The organism is Vibrio sp. E150_018 (genome assembly GCF_053544035.1).
In genome coordinates this window covers 121737-136408 of sequence record NZ_JBHGNY010000006.1, presented here as the reverse complement: position 1 = coordinate 136408, position 14672 = coordinate 121737, and the positions used below count along the sequence as shown (strand labels likewise).

Annotated in this window: 13 protein-coding genes; 8 read left to right on the top strand and 5 right to left on the bottom strand. The window is 42.1% G+C overall.

Annotated features, from left to right (window positions below; translation table 11 throughout):
* Positions 1 to 3: 3 nt before the first annotated feature.
* Positions 4 to 1176: an efflux RND transporter periplasmic adaptor subunit gene (locus tag ACE3G9_RS08500; protein WP_449218914.1), complete on the bottom strand. Its 1173-nt coding sequence runs from the start codon at positions 1174 to 1176 to the stop codon at positions 4 to 6.
* A gap of 305 nt (positions 1177 to 1481) precedes the next feature.
* Here ACE3G9_RS08500 and ACE3G9_RS08495 point away from each other — a divergent pair, with 305 nt between their 5' ends.
* The 8 genes from ACE3G9_RS08495 (at position 1482) to spoT (ending at position 10359) form a co-directional block, all read left to right on the top strand.
* On the top strand, positions 1482 to 1886 hold the full coding sequence (locus ACE3G9_RS08495; RefSeq protein ID WP_449218913.1) for a hypothetical protein: 405 nt from the start codon (positions 1482 to 1484) through the stop codon (positions 1884 to 1886).
* A gap of 78 nt (positions 1887 to 1964) precedes the next feature.
* The gene (locus tag ACE3G9_RS08490; RefSeq protein WP_449218912.1) at positions 1965 to 4085 is read left to right on the top strand and encodes a protein-disulfide reductase DsbD family protein; all 2121 of its coding nucleotides are present in this window, start codon (positions 1965 to 1967) and stop codon (positions 4083 to 4085) included.
* The gene (locus ACE3G9_RS08485) at positions 4082 to 4576 is read left to right on the top strand and encodes a protein disulfide oxidoreductase (RefSeq protein ID WP_417880305.1); all 495 of its coding nucleotides are present in this window, start codon (positions 4082 to 4084) and stop codon (positions 4574 to 4576) included. The genes ACE3G9_RS08490 and ACE3G9_RS08485 overlap by 4 nt, the downstream gene beginning before the upstream one ends.
* Before the next feature lie 49 nt (positions 4577 to 4625).
* Positions 4626 to 5363 carry a DsbA family protein gene (locus ACE3G9_RS08480; protein ID WP_449218911.1) on the top strand — a complete coding sequence of 246 codons (738 nt, stop codon included), beginning with the start codon at positions 4626 to 4628 and terminating at the stop codon, positions 5361 to 5363.
* 252 nt (positions 5364 to 5615) lie between these two features.
* Positions 5616 to 6971, top strand: coding sequence for a Na+/H+ antiporter NhaC family protein (locus ACE3G9_RS08475; protein WP_449218910.1), 1356 nt, complete (start codon positions 5616 to 5618; stop codon positions 6969 to 6971).
* A gap of 203 nt (positions 6972 to 7174) precedes the next feature.
* The gene (gene gmk, locus ACE3G9_RS08470; RefSeq protein WP_417880441.1) at positions 7175 to 7798 is read left to right on the top strand and encodes a guanylate kinase; all 624 of its coding nucleotides are present in this window, start codon (positions 7175 to 7177) and stop codon (positions 7796 to 7798) included.
* 121 nt (positions 7799 to 7919) lie between these two features.
* Positions 7920 to 8192, top strand: coding sequence for a DNA-directed RNA polymerase subunit omega (gene rpoZ, locus ACE3G9_RS08465; RefSeq protein ID WP_027696467.1), 273 nt, complete (start codon positions 7920 to 7922; stop codon positions 8190 to 8192).
* Between the two features lie 25 nt (positions 8193 to 8217).
* A complete protein-coding gene (spoT, locus tag ACE3G9_RS08460) occupies positions 8218 to 10359 on the top strand; it encodes a bifunctional GTP diphosphokinase/guanosine-3',5'-bis pyrophosphate 3'-pyrophosphohydrolase (protein WP_417880308.1) in 2142 nt (713 codons plus the stop codon).
* 72 nt (positions 10360 to 10431) lie between these two features.
* Here the strand turns inward: spoT and ACE3G9_RS08455 are convergent, their stop codons facing one another.
* From ACE3G9_RS08455 to ACE3G9_RS08440, 4 genes are all read right to left on the bottom strand, one after another.
* Complete coding sequence (locus ACE3G9_RS08455) at positions 10432 to 11229, bottom strand: 2-oxoadipate dioxygenase/decarboxylase family protein (RefSeq protein ID WP_449218909.1); 798 nt, start codon at positions 11227 to 11229, stop codon at positions 10432 to 10434.
* A gap of 105 nt (positions 11230 to 11334) precedes the next feature.
* The gene (gene astA / locus ACE3G9_RS08450) at positions 11335 to 12363 is read right to left on the bottom strand and encodes an arginine N-succinyltransferase (RefSeq protein ID WP_449218908.1); all 1029 of its coding nucleotides are present in this window, start codon (positions 12361 to 12363) and stop codon (positions 11335 to 11337) included.
* A 125-nt stretch (positions 12364 to 12488) separates the two neighbouring features.
* Positions 12489 to 13700: an aspartate aminotransferase family protein gene (locus ACE3G9_RS08445; RefSeq protein ID WP_417880354.1), complete on the bottom strand. Its 1212-nt coding sequence runs from the start codon at positions 13698 to 13700 to the stop codon at positions 12489 to 12491.
* Positions 13701 to 13922: 222 nt separating this feature from the next.
* Complete coding sequence (locus ACE3G9_RS08440; protein WP_417880355.1) at positions 13923 to 14501, bottom strand: aminodeoxychorismate/anthranilate synthase component II; 579 nt, start codon at positions 14499 to 14501, stop codon at positions 13923 to 13925.
* Between the last annotated feature and the right edge of the window lie 171 nt (positions 14502 to 14672).

Sequence of the window (14672 nt, the reverse complement as noted above, 5' to 3'; positions counted from 1 at the left end):
CAGTTATTGGTTAGAAGTGTTTTTTTCAGTTAAAACATCAGGTTTCTGACTTACATAACTATTATCAATGCTCACTTCTACACCATTTTTTAGCTTCATTACATTATTAAGGATCACTTTATCTCCAGCTTTGAGACCTTCAAGGATCACCCATTGATTATCCACTTCTTGCCCTAAGACCAAATCCTTTTTTACTGCTTGATTATTTTCATCAACAATATAAACATAAGGGTCTCCTTTTTGACTTCGAATAATCACACTTTGAGGTAAAAGAATCACATCCGATAAAATTGGCCCCATGATAGTTGCGCGAACAAATATCCCTGGTAGCAATTCTTTATCAGGATTAGGCACGATTGCGCGTATGGTCACACTACTAGTTGACTGGTCAACTGTAATGTCTGAAGATTCAAGGTAACCACTTAAAGAATAAAGACTTCCATCTTCTAGCTTAATACGGACTTCGGGGTGTTTATCGTTTTTAGGTGCTTGTGTTCCTGTGACATTTTTACGAATTCTTTGTAATTCTAAGGATGATTGTGTCATATCCACATATACTGAATCATATTGCTTAATTGTTGTTAAATATGAGGTTTGCTCAGCCGTTACCAATGCTCCTTCCGACACAGTAGAAATGCCAATCCGACCGGAAATTGGTGCTTTAACTTCAGTGTAAGAAAGAAGAATATTGTTATAATCAAGATTAGATTGAGCAACATTAACTTCTGCCGTTGCTTGCTCGTAATTCGCTTCTGCATCATCATAATCTTGTTGGCTAATAAGCTTCTTTTTATTTAATTCTGTATATCGATCGAGTTTTTTCTTAGCCACATTTTGATCAGCTTTCGCTTTATCTAAATTTGATTGAGTATTATTAACGTTCGCTTGATAAATCGAAGGATCGATCTGATATAACACATCCCCTGCTTTTACCTCTTTTCCCTCTGTAAATAGGCGTTTTTGAATAATCCCACTCACTTGTGGACGAACTTCAGATTCTCGAATAGCTGCCACTCTGCCTGGTAATTCAGCAGAAGGTTGAAACTTTACACCAGTGACTTCAAGAACATCCACTTTGACTATATTATTTTGCGGTTTATTAGACTCTTGTTGCCCATTGCAACCAGCAAGAAAAAATAACGCAGACAAAGCTAACGCATAACGAAAAATGCTCATATTCGAGAAACCTTTTATTGTTGAAATATTTTCATCATTATTTACCAGGCTATTGGTAAATACAGGGTTATAGACGAATTATTATATAAGAATAACCACGAGTAGACTGTAAAGCAGAGTAAAGCTAGGTAAATTGATATTGATGCTATTAATTAATCCTACCTAACAAAATGATTAACAAGTATTTTGTATTCTCACGCCCTTTCATTTACACCCAGTTACAATCAAACAAGTGCCGATTGAAACTCAAAGCATCATCATCTGTCTTTCTAGTAGCTAGATCGCATCATTCACAAAGGCATGGTTTGAAAACACTGCATCATCTTCGTACTGCTAATTCAACTCACTGGGCGCTGATTCTTGTGCTGTGGGTGGTTTTAGTATGCCTGATGAAAAACATGAATGTGTTGTCGGCGGCTTGCTCAGTGTCGGCGGATCAATCGAGTAGTATTGCTCCAAATTTAATTTCATTTTCTGATAATAGCATTGAGAATAAGGTTAAATCGGATGGAGTGAGCGAATGCCACTTATCAGAAAAGCTGCTGCAATTTCATTTTCACCAACTCGATAGTGTGGTGATTAGTAGCCTACTGCCGAGCTTAATGATTGCTGCATTCCTGTGGTTTAGCCTCACTGCCTATCGAATATTTCATAAACCTCCCGTTCCCAAACGGCGACGTCACTTAGAGCTTTGTACTTTCCAAGAATGAGTAATAACGACTAACTCTCGTCATCACTCTCTTTTATTTAGAGAGCCGGTTTTGTTATTTTCATTTTTAGGAATATCAATGCAATTTTTTACTGTATTCACACGCCTTCAGCTTAAGCTTGCCAAATTAAGTTTGGGGGGGTTATCGCTATTCGTATTATTCAGCAGTTATGTCACCGCCGCGCCGCTAACAACGGGCTGGATAAAGGCCGAACAACATCCTCCGGTTGAGGTGCAATTGGTGTTAACCGGGCAGGTTGATGCCAACAATAACGCGGCCGGTTTTATTGAAGTCAAACTCGCCGATGAATGGAAAACTTATTGGCGCTCTCCGGGCGAAGGTGGCGTATCACCAGAACTTGACTGGCAAGATTCTAGTAACATTAATAATGTAGATTGGCAGTGGCCTTATCCGCAGCGCTTCGATGTTTTAGGCATTGAAACCTTAGGCTATAAGCATGATGTCGTGTTTCCACTTTCAATCAAAATCGAAGATCAACACCAGCCAGTCAACTTTAAGGCCAATTTAAGTTTATCGTCTTGCTCAACCGTGTGTGTGATCACCGACTATCCGTTAGAACTTGATTTTACTCCTTCTGACTTAAAAGCGGATGCGGATGCGATGCGTCGTTATGCTCAGGCGATGAGTTTAGTGCCGCAAGCTTCCTCAATGTTGGCCAATGCGCAAGCCAAGTGGGATGCGACAAGTAATAAGCTACAAGTCACCCTCACCAGTCAACAAGGTTGGCAGCAACCGGATTTGTTTATTGATGGAAAGGCAGAAAATGTCGCCGACAGCAGCTTTTCTCATCCTAGGCTTTCAATTGATGGCAACCAGTTAACCGCTTGGTTTGATGTGTCTAACTGGCTAGGCGAGCCGGATTTAAGTGGTGAATCGATACAAGTTACGGTTGTCGATAAACAATTTATTACCGAACAAACTATTGCTTTAACCGACGGTAGTGTCAGCGAGGCAAGTAGCAGCTCGTCACTATTAACCATGTTTGCATTTGCTTTACTGGGTGGCTTAATTCTTAATGTGATGCCGTGTGTACTGCCAGTGCTAGGCATGAAACTTACCTCAGTTTTAAGCACTGAACGCCAACAAAAATCACAAATACGGATGCAATTTTTAGCCTCAGCAGCAGGCATTATCAGCTCATTTTGGTTAATTGCCGTCAGCTTGGCGGTCCTCAAATGGTCCGGTCAATCGATTGGTTGGGGGATTCAATTTCAAAGCGCAGGCTTTCTAGGCTTGATGGTATTAGTGACAGCAATTTTTGGCGCCAATATGCTGGGCTTATTTGAATTGCGTTTACCTTCATCGGTGAGTACTTGGATGGCCACTAAGGGGAGTAATAAACACTCGGGTCACTTTATTCAAGGCATGTTTGCCACTTTACTCGCCACGCCTTGCTCTGCGCCGTTTCTTGGTACCGCAGTGGCATTTGCACTCGGCGCTTCTTGGGCGACTTTATTTCTGATATTTACTGGTTTAGGTATCGGCATGGCAATGCCTTGGTTACTGGTGGCGCTGCGTCCTTCGCTTGCCTTGAAACTACCAAAACCGGGTAAATGGATGAATCGCCTTAAAATCATTTTTGGTCTGATGATGCTGGCGACTTGTGTGTGGCTGATTAGCTTACTCTCTTCCCATTTATCGACTGGGCTGTTATGGGCAATCAGTGCTTTCGGGTTAGTGGTTCTAATTTGGCGTAGCGTTCAGGTATTTGGCGGACGCGCGGTGGCGATCACCAGTTGTATCGCCTTGATAGCCTCATCTGTGATTTTTTTCATCGCTAGTCTGACCGCGGATTATTGGCGCTCCCCATTACCGGCCGAGTTAAGCTGGCAGCCACTAGATACTCAGGTGATCCAGCAACAAGTTGCAGCAGGTAATATCGTATTTGTCGATGTGACGGCGGATTGGTGCATAACCTGTAAAGCCAACAAGATCGGTGTGCTACTGCAACAACCGGTTTATGACGTATTGCAACAAGACAAGATTGTACGTATGCAAGGTGATTGGACAGTACCTAACCCACAAGTAAGTGAATACTTACAATCGCATAATCGCTTTGGTGTACCGTTTAATATTGTCTATGGCCCACAAGCGTCACAAGGAATTGCACTGCCGGTGATCTACTCCAGTAATGATGTTATTCAAGCCATCGAAAAGGCATCGGGAGGGATTCAATGAAATCGATAAAATCAAAACTCATTGGTGTATTCAAGTACCTAATATTGCTGGTTCTGGTATCCGTTGCGGTCGATCTGTGGCGTAGTCAATCGGTACCAACGCAAGCCAGTTTCAACCTCAAGGCGCAAGATATTAATCAACAATGGATCGATATTGAGGCATTAAGTCAGGAACAGCCAGTGGTGGTGTATTTCTGGGCTAGCTGGTGTTCGGTGTGTCAGTTTGTCACGCCAAGTGTTAACTGGGTAAGTGATTACTACCCTACTGTCGGCATCTCCTTGTCATCCGGTGAATCTCACAAGCTGCAACGCTACTTTGAATATAAGAAATTGGGCTTTGCCAACATTAATGATCCACGTAGCCAAATCGGCCAGCAATGGGGAGTCAATGTTACGCCGACAATTTTTATCGTGCGCAATGGTGAAATCAAACACATCACCACCGGCTTTACCTCGCCAATCGGTTTACTTGCTCGTCTTTGGATGAGTTAAGCCAATCGCTTTCTAGCCAGTTATTTAAAAACTCTTTTTAGGATATATGATGAAAACAACAATCAAACAACGCGCTTTAATTTGGGTTAGCCTACTCATGATGAGCTTATCAACGACTACACTACAAGCGGCAACACTGCCACAAGAAACCGAGCAGAAAATTAATGAGATCAATCAAATGCTGCGTGACAATCCTAAGATCATTGATGGGTTGCACAAAAGCTTGCAACAATATGTCCATCAACAAAACCAATTTGATGCGGTATTAAAACAGCACAATAACTATATCTACAACAACCCGGACCAACCGTCTTATGGTGCGAAAAATCCAAAACTGACGATTGCGTTTTTTACCGACTACAGCTGCCCTTGGTGTAAAAAACTCACGCCGGTATTACAACAATTATCCGAGAAGTATCCAGAGCTCAAAATTGTAGATATTTTAGTACCATTAAAAGAAATCAATAGTGATCAAAACTCAGCGACTTATGCATTAAACATTTGGCAAAATAAACCAAATAAGTTTGCCGAAGTCAGCGAGTTATTAGTCAAAAAACCAGGTAGTCACAACCCTGCATCACTACTTAAAGTAGCGAAGAAAACTGATACTCGTGAGCAATTAGAAGAGATTGAGAAAACTCAACAACAAGTAACCAAGAACTATCAACTGTTTGCTCAACTTGGCTTACAAGGCACGCCTGCAATGTTAATTGGCGATGAAGTGATTCCGGGATATTTACCGATTGAAAAACTAGAGCCGATCATCCAAGCGCAATTGGCTAAATAACCTCAGTTGCGGATAACGAGAAGAGTCCATTACTCGTAGAGTTCATTCTTCGTAAAGCCCACTCTTCGTAAAATCAAGGCGGCTACCTTGTCGCCTTTTTGGTTTTGGCTTCCTACTTCAATCTCGATTCAAAGCACTTACCATGGACATTTAGACATCTAGACGTTGACACCTCAATGTACAAGCTTTACTCTGCGCGGCCTATTTTGTTTTCGATCTTCATTAATCGCTCTTTATTAATACTGGTGTGTTATGTCTGCTCCTGAATCATCAAAACCAGCTCCATCTCATCGTCCTACATCGTCCGCATTGGCTTTATTACCACTCGGTGTATTCTTGACATTATTTATTGGCGTCGGTACCTACTTAACCATCCAAGGCGTTGATTTTGCGTTTTATCAACTACCAGCTCCAATTGCGACTTTGCCTGCTATTGTCGTGGCGATTCTATTAAGCAAAGAAAAAATCAATAAAGCGATCGAACAATTTTTTAATGGTGTCGGCCATCAAGACATCATTGCCATGTGCATGATCTACTTGCTTGCTGGCGCTTTTGCGGCTGTTGCTAAAGCCTCTGGTGGGGTGGATGCAACCGTTAACTTTGGTTTATCTTTACTTCCAACCAGCATGATCTTACCTGGTATCTTTTTAATATCTGCCTTTATTGCCACTGCAATGGGTACATCGATGGGCACGATTGCTGCCGTTGCGCCAGTGGCAGTTGGCATCGCGCAATCTGCAGGCATGAGCATGCCACTAACTGCTGGTGTGGTATTAAGTGGCGCGATGTTTGGTGATAACTTATCAATCATCTCTGATACCACCATTGCAGCAACTCGCTCACAAGGTTGTGAGATGAAAGATAAATTTCGTGAAAATATCAAAACCGCCATTCCAGCTGCGTTAATCACCATTATCATTTTTGCTTTCAGCAGCACCGCCACTCAAACACCAACAACCGGTGATATTGAATGGCTGAAAATCCTACCTTATATCACTATTTTGGTTTTAGCGATTTCAGGTCTGAACGTCTTTGTTGTGTTAAGTTTAGGGATTATTTTAGCTGGTGGTGTGAGCTTATATTCCGTACCAGGTTACGCTTTCGGTCAGCTCGGTAAAGATATCTATGCTGGCTTTGGTAACATGCAAGAAATCTTCTTATTATCGATGCTAATTGGTGGCCTAAGTGAGCTAATGCGTCAGCAAGGTGGTTTAGTCTTTGTAACGCAACTAGTAAATCGAATTATTCATCAGTTCGGCGCAAAACATTCTGCTAAAGCCAATTCCAGAGCTAGCGAACTCGGCGTTGCCATTTTAGTGTCTCTCACCAACTTCTGTACTGCGAATAATACAGTAGCCATCATCGTTTCTGGCAGTGTCGCGCGTGAATTATCAGAACAAAATGGCGTAAGCGCCAAGCGTTCTGCAAGCTTGTTGGATATTTTCTCTTGTATCACGCAAGGTATTTTACCTTATGGCGCACAGGTATTATTACTCGGCTCGGTATTTCAATTATCACCGCTAGAAATTATTTCAAACTCTTTCTACTGTTTTATTTTGGCCGCTTGCGCGATTCTTGCGGTATTTGTGAATAATCGCCACGCTTAAAACGTCTCTAGCATACTAGTTAAAGCCATCCCCTCGTGGCTTTAATTTTATCTGCAAAGCAGGCGCTTACTGATTCAAATTCCCTATCCCTTATGCTACTCTTCGCTCCCCTTTTTTATCCTTATTGTTTTTAATGCTTTGGCTAAAGTGCTGAGTTGACTAAAATGATAATGATAAACCTCAACAAAAGTGAATGAATAATGATCGGTAAAGGTACCCTTTATATTGTTTCTGCACCGAGTGGTGCGGGTAAATCTAGCCTCATCTCTGCAATGTTAGAAAGAAATCCTAACTACGCAATGAAAGTCTCTATTTCACATACCACACGTGAAAAACGTCCTGGTGAAGAAGATGGCGTTCATTATCACTTTGTTGAAAAGCAACACTTTGTTGAGTTAATGGAACAAGGCGTATTCCTCGAGCATGCTGAAGTGTTTGGTAATTATTACGGCACTTCTCGTGTGTGGATTGAAGAAAACCTAAACAAAGGCATCGATATTTTCTTAGATATCGATTGGCAAGGCGCGCGTCAAATTCGCACTCAAATGCCACATGCCAAAGGTATCTTTATTTTGCCGCCATCAAATGGTGAATTAGAGCGCCGTTTAAATACTCGTGGTCAAGACAGCGAAGAAGTGATCGCTGGTCGCATGAGCAAAGCAAAATCTGAAATTTCTCATTATGATGAATATGATTATCTGATCATCAATGATGACTTTGACGCTGCATTAATGGACTTTAAAGCCATCATTCGTGCAGAGCGTCTAAAACAAGACAAGCAAGCCGTTAAATATAACGGCATGTTACAAGCCTTACTAGCTGAATAATCGAGAGTTTTTTTATTAAAACACACAAATAATTACCCAGCCATCTTATTGCTAGAATCTCTAGCAGTAAGGCTGTATAATTTCCCGTCATTCTAAATAAAATTTACTAATTGGAGTCACCATGGCACGCGTAACTGTCCAAGACGCTGTTGAAAAAGTCGGTAACCGTTTCGACCTAGTCCTAATTGCGGCTCGCCGCGCTCGTCAAATGCAAACTGGCAACAAAGATGCATTGGTTCCTGAAGAAAATGATAAGACTACCGTTATCGCACTACGCGAAATCGAAGAAGGCTTGATCACTAAAGAAGTACTAGACGCACGTGAGCGTCAAGAACAACAAGAGCAAGACGCGGCAGAATTAGCAGCAGTAAGCAGTATCGTTCATCACCGTTAATCTCTCTATTCTGGGCGTATAACAATTGTACTTATTTGAAAGTTTAAAGGCCGTTGCCCAAGAATATTTACCAGAGTCTCAAATTGAGACTCTGCGTGAAGCCTTTTTGGTCGCAAAAGAAGCTCATGAAGGTCAAAGTCGTTCAAGCGGCGAACCTTACATCATTCATCCCGTTGCGGTTGCCCGTATTCTGGCAGAAATGCACCTTGATAACGAAACCTTAATGGCAGCGTTATTACATGATGTAATAGAAGATACCGAGGTCACTAAGGAAGAGCTTGCTGCTCAATTTGGTGAAACCGTGGCTGAATTGGTCGATGGTGTTTCTAAGCTCGATAAACTCAAATTCCGCGATCGCAAAGAAGCTCAAGCTGAAAACTTCCGTAAAATGATCTTAGCCATGGTGCAAGACATTCGCGTAATCTTAATTAAGCTGGCTGACCGCACCCACAATATGCGTACCCTTGGTGCATTACGCCCAGATAAACGTCGTCGTATTGCACGCGAGACAGTTGAAATCTTCTCTCCCCTTGCCCACCGCTTAGGTATTCACAATATAAAGACTGAACTTGAAGAGCTCGGTTTTGAAGCCCTATATCCTAATCGCTACCGTGTATTGCGTGAAGTGGTTAAGGCTGCCCGCGGCAATCGTAAAGAGATGATCCAACGTATTCACAGTGAAATAGAAGGCCGCTTACAAGAAGCAGGTTTACAAGTTCGCGTACTTGGACGAGAAAAAAACCTCTACTCAATCTACAATAAAATGCGCACTAAAGAGCAACGTTTCCATACCATTATGGATATCTATGCTTTCCGCGTGATTGTTGATACCGCAGACACTTGCTACCGAGTATTAGGTCAAGTTCACAACCTGTATAAGCCGCGTCCAGGCCGCATGAAAGACTACATTGCGGTACCAAAAGCGAATGGCTATCAATCTTTACATACTTCAATGGTCGGCCCACACGGTGTACCAGTTGAAGTACAGATCCGTACCGAAGATATGGATCAAATGGCTGACAAAGGTGTCGCGGCACACTGGTCATACAAAGCCAATGGAGATAGCTCCGGCACTACCGCACAAATTAAAGCGCAGCGTTGGATGCAAAGCCTGCTTGAATTACAACAAAGTGCTGGCAACTCATTTGAATTTATAGAAAACGTCAAGTCAGATCTCTTCCCTGATGAAATTTTCGTGTTTACGCCAAAAGGCCGTATCATTGAATTACCAGCAGGCGCAACCGCGGTAGATTTTGCTTATGCAGTACATACTGATGTAGGTAATACCTGCGTGGGTGCTCGTGTTGATCGTAATCCGTACCCGCTTAGTAAAGCCTTGAAAAATGGCCAAACCATTGAAATCATTAGTGCTCCGGGTGCTCGCCCGAATGCAGCATGGCTCAACTATGTGGTGACTTCTCGTGCTCGCACTAAGATACGTCAAGTATTAAAGACAATGCGTCGTGATGAATCGCTGGCACTAGGTCGTCGCTTATTAAATCACGCACTAGGCGATCTGTCTCTCAGTGATATTAGCGAAGGGAACATTACTCACGTACTTTCCGATCTCAAACTGAAAACTCTCGATGAGTTACTGGCAGCAATTGGTTTGGGTGAGCTGATGAGTATCGTGATTGCACGCCGTTTACTCGGTGATGCTGATGAGTTAACTGAACTACCTATTTCTGAAGATGAAGCAAATTCAACAAGTCACTCGAAGAAAAAGAAACTCCCAATTCGTGGCGCAGAAGGTATTTTACTGACTTATGCAAAATGCTGTCACCCGATTCCAGATGATCACATTATTGCGCATGTTTCACCGGGTCGTGGCTTAGTAATTCACCGTGAAACTTGTCCGAATGTTCGCGGCTATCAAAAAGAACCAGAACGTTACATGGCGGTTGAGTGGTCAAAAGATTTCGAACAAGAGTTCATTACAGAGTTAAAAGTCGACATGCAAAACCGCCAAGGCGCACTGGCTGATTTGACTAATGTAGTGTCTTCTACTGGTTCAAATATTCATGGTATTACCACTGAAGAACGTGATGGCCGCTTATATACTATCACGCTATTATTGACCGCTAAAGACCGTGTACACCTTGCAGAAATTATGCGACGAATCCGTGTGATGCCTCATGCATTAAGAGTTCGTAGAGCGCGTAACTAAAGATAACTTTTTCCGTTACTCGAAAAAGTTTAATTTTTCGAGTAACGGGAAACGAGTATATGACTTCATATTTTACATATTAGTACTTTCAAAAATCTTATCTGCCGAAGCAGTAACAAACCCTTGATACAACTCTCCATCTTCTTTTTCAAAGCGCTTAGCAAATTCATAAAATCCACCAGGGATCTCCAACTCTCCATCGGTAAACTCTACTTTGACTTTATCCGCTAAAGTAGAAGACTGCTGTAAGCCTACCTCTTTACTGCCTTTAATATCGCCACCAGCATGATTCATTTCAAAGTTATGCCACACTAAGAAATCATTCACTTGTTCAAGGTCGAGAAAACCCACTAGATGATTAACGCTCACCGTAAAGTGGTTCGCCCCAAAGCCATGGGCAGCAACCCAAGCGGCGTACTCACTTTCTTGCGCTAGAGTTTGATAATCCTCTTTGCTGACACGCCAAGGCCGACCTTGAGATAAGAATCGCGCATCGTCACTATATTGATTTGGTAGATCATGAAGCAGTTTATTGACGATTTGCTTAAGCGTATCAGAACATTGCTCTAAACATAATTCGCTAATAAACACTTTGGGGAATAATGGATCGGGATGTTGATAGTGCTGGGCATACAACTTTTTCGCTTCAAAGTGGTACTCTCCGGCAGGTTGATAACCAAGCTGCACAAAATGCTTAGCCAGTTGAGGCAACCCTAGTTTACTGCCTGAAAAGGTTCGCAACGCAATATGGTCATTGATTAATTTATCGCTTTTTTGGCTCAATAGCTTTTGAACTTTTGATGCCGAAGGACACAAGCGTTTGGCGTAATCTTGCCAAAGTTGCTCAAATAATTGTTCAACCGTTACCATGACTTCCTCTCCAATAAACATAACTCAATTAACTATAGTTCAAGTTCTAGCGTCTATTATTTAACGTATTAATATCTTTCAAAAAACTCACCAAACCCAGCGTTTTTATTGAGCCAATACTCTTAAACTATCACCGGTTTCCACCAATAATAGTTCTGCGACACCTGGTGCAAGATACATCGTATTGCGTTCAGAATCGTAAGCGGCTTTCGCAAGTGTCGCTCTAAAATCTTGTAGTTTCGTATTAGCGATAAGGTACTGCTGTGAAGAAGAGTGGGCACGCACTTCTACTTTGGTGAGAAGCGATTGCTGCACCGAATGAATACGTTCGCGATCGCATTCAACCGTAGGTCCTGCATCAAAAATATCGACATAGCCGCGGCAAGAAAATCCTTCGCGTTCCAGTAACTTTAATGCAGGAGCTGTTTGTTGGTGAACCTTACCTATCACAGCTTGCGCTTCAGGACTGAGTAAGTTGACATAAATCGGCAGCTTAGGCATTAAATCAGCAATAAAGCCCTTACTACCAATGCCAGTTAAGTAATCGGCAAGCGTGAAATCAATCGAAAAGAAATGCTGTTTGAGCCATTGCCAAAAAGGAGAATTACCTTGCTCATCACTCACACCACGCATTTCAGCAATAATAGTGTCAGAAAAGCGTTCGGGGAACTGTGCCAACATAAGAAAACGGCACTTAGATAATAATCGGCCATTGAGACCTTGACGGTATTCTGGGCGTAAAAATAAAGTACACAACTCGCTGCTGCCGGTATAGTTATTACCTAAAGTCAGTACCTGTACTTCATTGCGCACTTTCAGCCGATTTGAACTGTGGACGACTTTACTGATGTGATAACTGTAGGCAGGTACATCCCAGCCAATCGATGCTTCAATACCGGTGGTACCAATAATTTCGTTGCTTTCAGTATCAACCGCCACCATAAGATAACTTTCATCTTGGCGAGTAAATTGACCGTCTTGTGAGGGTTTCACAAAGCTTTTCTGTGAATTTTCGATACGGCGAGTCAAAATTTCTTGGTTAAGCGGTAGTGAAGTAAAACCATGGCCAGACTCTTCGGCGCAGCGATATAGAACATCATAATCAGACAATTGAATCGGTCGAACGATGATCATATTGCCTCCTTCTTTGAATTCAGAACAACTCTTTTAGATTATCAAGTCATCTGAATATAAGAGTCATAGGGCAACCTGAGCTGCCCTAGTATATAAATGGTAAAAGTTAAATAGTCGAAAAACGATTAAACTAGTGAGGCTATCGCTTGATCAAGTTTCTCCAAACCTTGTTCAATTTCTTTTTGAGTTATCACTAAAGATGGCGTAAAGCGCACCACATTAGCACCAGCGACTAACAGCAATAAGCCATGCTGCCCTGCCGCCACTAAAATATCGCGTGATCGGCCTTTCCACTCATCATTAAGTTCGGCACCGATCAGTAAACCTTTACCACGAATATCTACAAATAAACCGTACTTATCGTTTAATGCCGATAGACCTTGTTTTAACCATTGCTCGCGCTCAGCAACACCTTGTAGCACTGATGGTTGACTAATATGATTCACTACCGCTTCAGCAACCGCACACGCTAATGGGTTACCACCATAAGTTGAACCATGTACACCCGCTTTCATATGTTGGGCTAATTCAGTCGTCGTAAGCATTGCACCAATAGGGAAACCACCGCCAAGCGATTTTGCGGTGGATAGAATATCTGGCGTCACGCCAAGTTCTTGATAAGCATAGAAGTGACCAGTTCTACCATTCCCCGTTTGCACTTCATCAAAGATCAATAACGCATGGTGTTGATCGCAAAGATCTCTTACTGATTGTACAAACTCAGGATCCGGAGAAACCACCCCACCCTCACCTTGTAAAGGCTCCATCATCACGGCACAGGTTTTATCAGATAAGTGCGCTTTTAATGCTTCAAGATCGTTATAAGGAATATGAGTAATCCCGCCCGGTTTAGGGCCAAAGCCATCGGAATAGGCAGGCTGACCACCAACGGTTACCGTGAAGAAGGTACGACCATGGAAGCCTTGAGTAAAGGCGATGATTTCACTTTTTTCTTCACCATGAGTTTCTTTTGCCCAACGACGAGCCAGTTTTAATGCGGCTTCATTGGCTTCTGCGCCAGAGTTGGCAAAAAACACTTTTTCAGCAAAACTAATTTCCGTCAGTTTCTTAGCTAAACGTAATGCAGGTTCATTGGTCATGACATTACTCAAATGCCAAATTTTATTGGCTTGTTCCGTTAATGCTTCAACCATCACCGGATGGCAATGACCAAGGCAACTCACCGCAATACCACCTGCGAAATCGATGTATTCTTTTCCTTGTTGATCCCAAACCACAGAACCTTGCCCACGTACTGGAATCATTTCCATCGGGTTGTAACAAGGTACCATTACATCTTCAAACCAACTTCTTTGCACTTGCGTATCGACTGACATCCCTAATCCTCTTCGTTTATTCACCTACTATTAATCTAGCTAAGTAGATGAAACGCATCAATGACTTTTTATTTAATTATTATAAATATTTATTCAAATAAGAACATTCCTGAACAACTGATCAGGTATATACTTTAGAGGATAGTGGAATTCTAGAATAGGATAAAATCTAAATCGCAAGGTTGTGGAACAATTAACGTTTTTGTAACTTTTAGGCAGGATTTATCGCTGAAGGAAATTAGCCAAAATTTGATGACCGCCTTCGGTCTTGATCGACTCAGGGTGAAACTGCACCGCCTCTATCGGCAAGCTTTTATGCTGGTAACCCATGATTTCATTGAGCTCGCCATTGGCCAATGTGGTCCATGCGGTCAATTCAAAACACTTAGGCAAGCTGGCCGTTTCAACCACTAAAGAATGATAACGAGTTACCGTTAAAGGATTGGGTAAATCACGAAACACACTTTGTCCAGTATGAACAATGAGAGAGGTTTTGCCATGCATGACTTGTCTTGCTCTTACCACCTTTCCACCAAACGCCTGTGCGATCGCTTGATGGCCTAGACAAACGCCTAATATTGGCAACTTACCTGCAAAATGTTGAATGGCTTCTAGCGAGATACCCGCTTCATTGGGGGTACATGGTCCCGGAGAGATCACTAAGTGGCTAGGATTAAGGGCTTCAATACCGGCGATATCAATTTCGTCGTTACGTATTACTTGTACCTTGGCCCCTAACTCACAAAAGTATTGATAGAGGTTGTAGGTAAAGGAATCGTAATTATCAATAATCAGCAGCATCTTGAGTTCTTAATACTAAATTAGAAGTGGCTATTCTGCAATAGCGACAAATAAAGGCAAGCTTCTCACACTAAAAAGTTAATCATTTTCCCTACTACAAGATGATTTCGTTCATAAAAACACCATCACTTTTCTTCAAACACGTGTTTAACTCCACATAATTTTTATCTA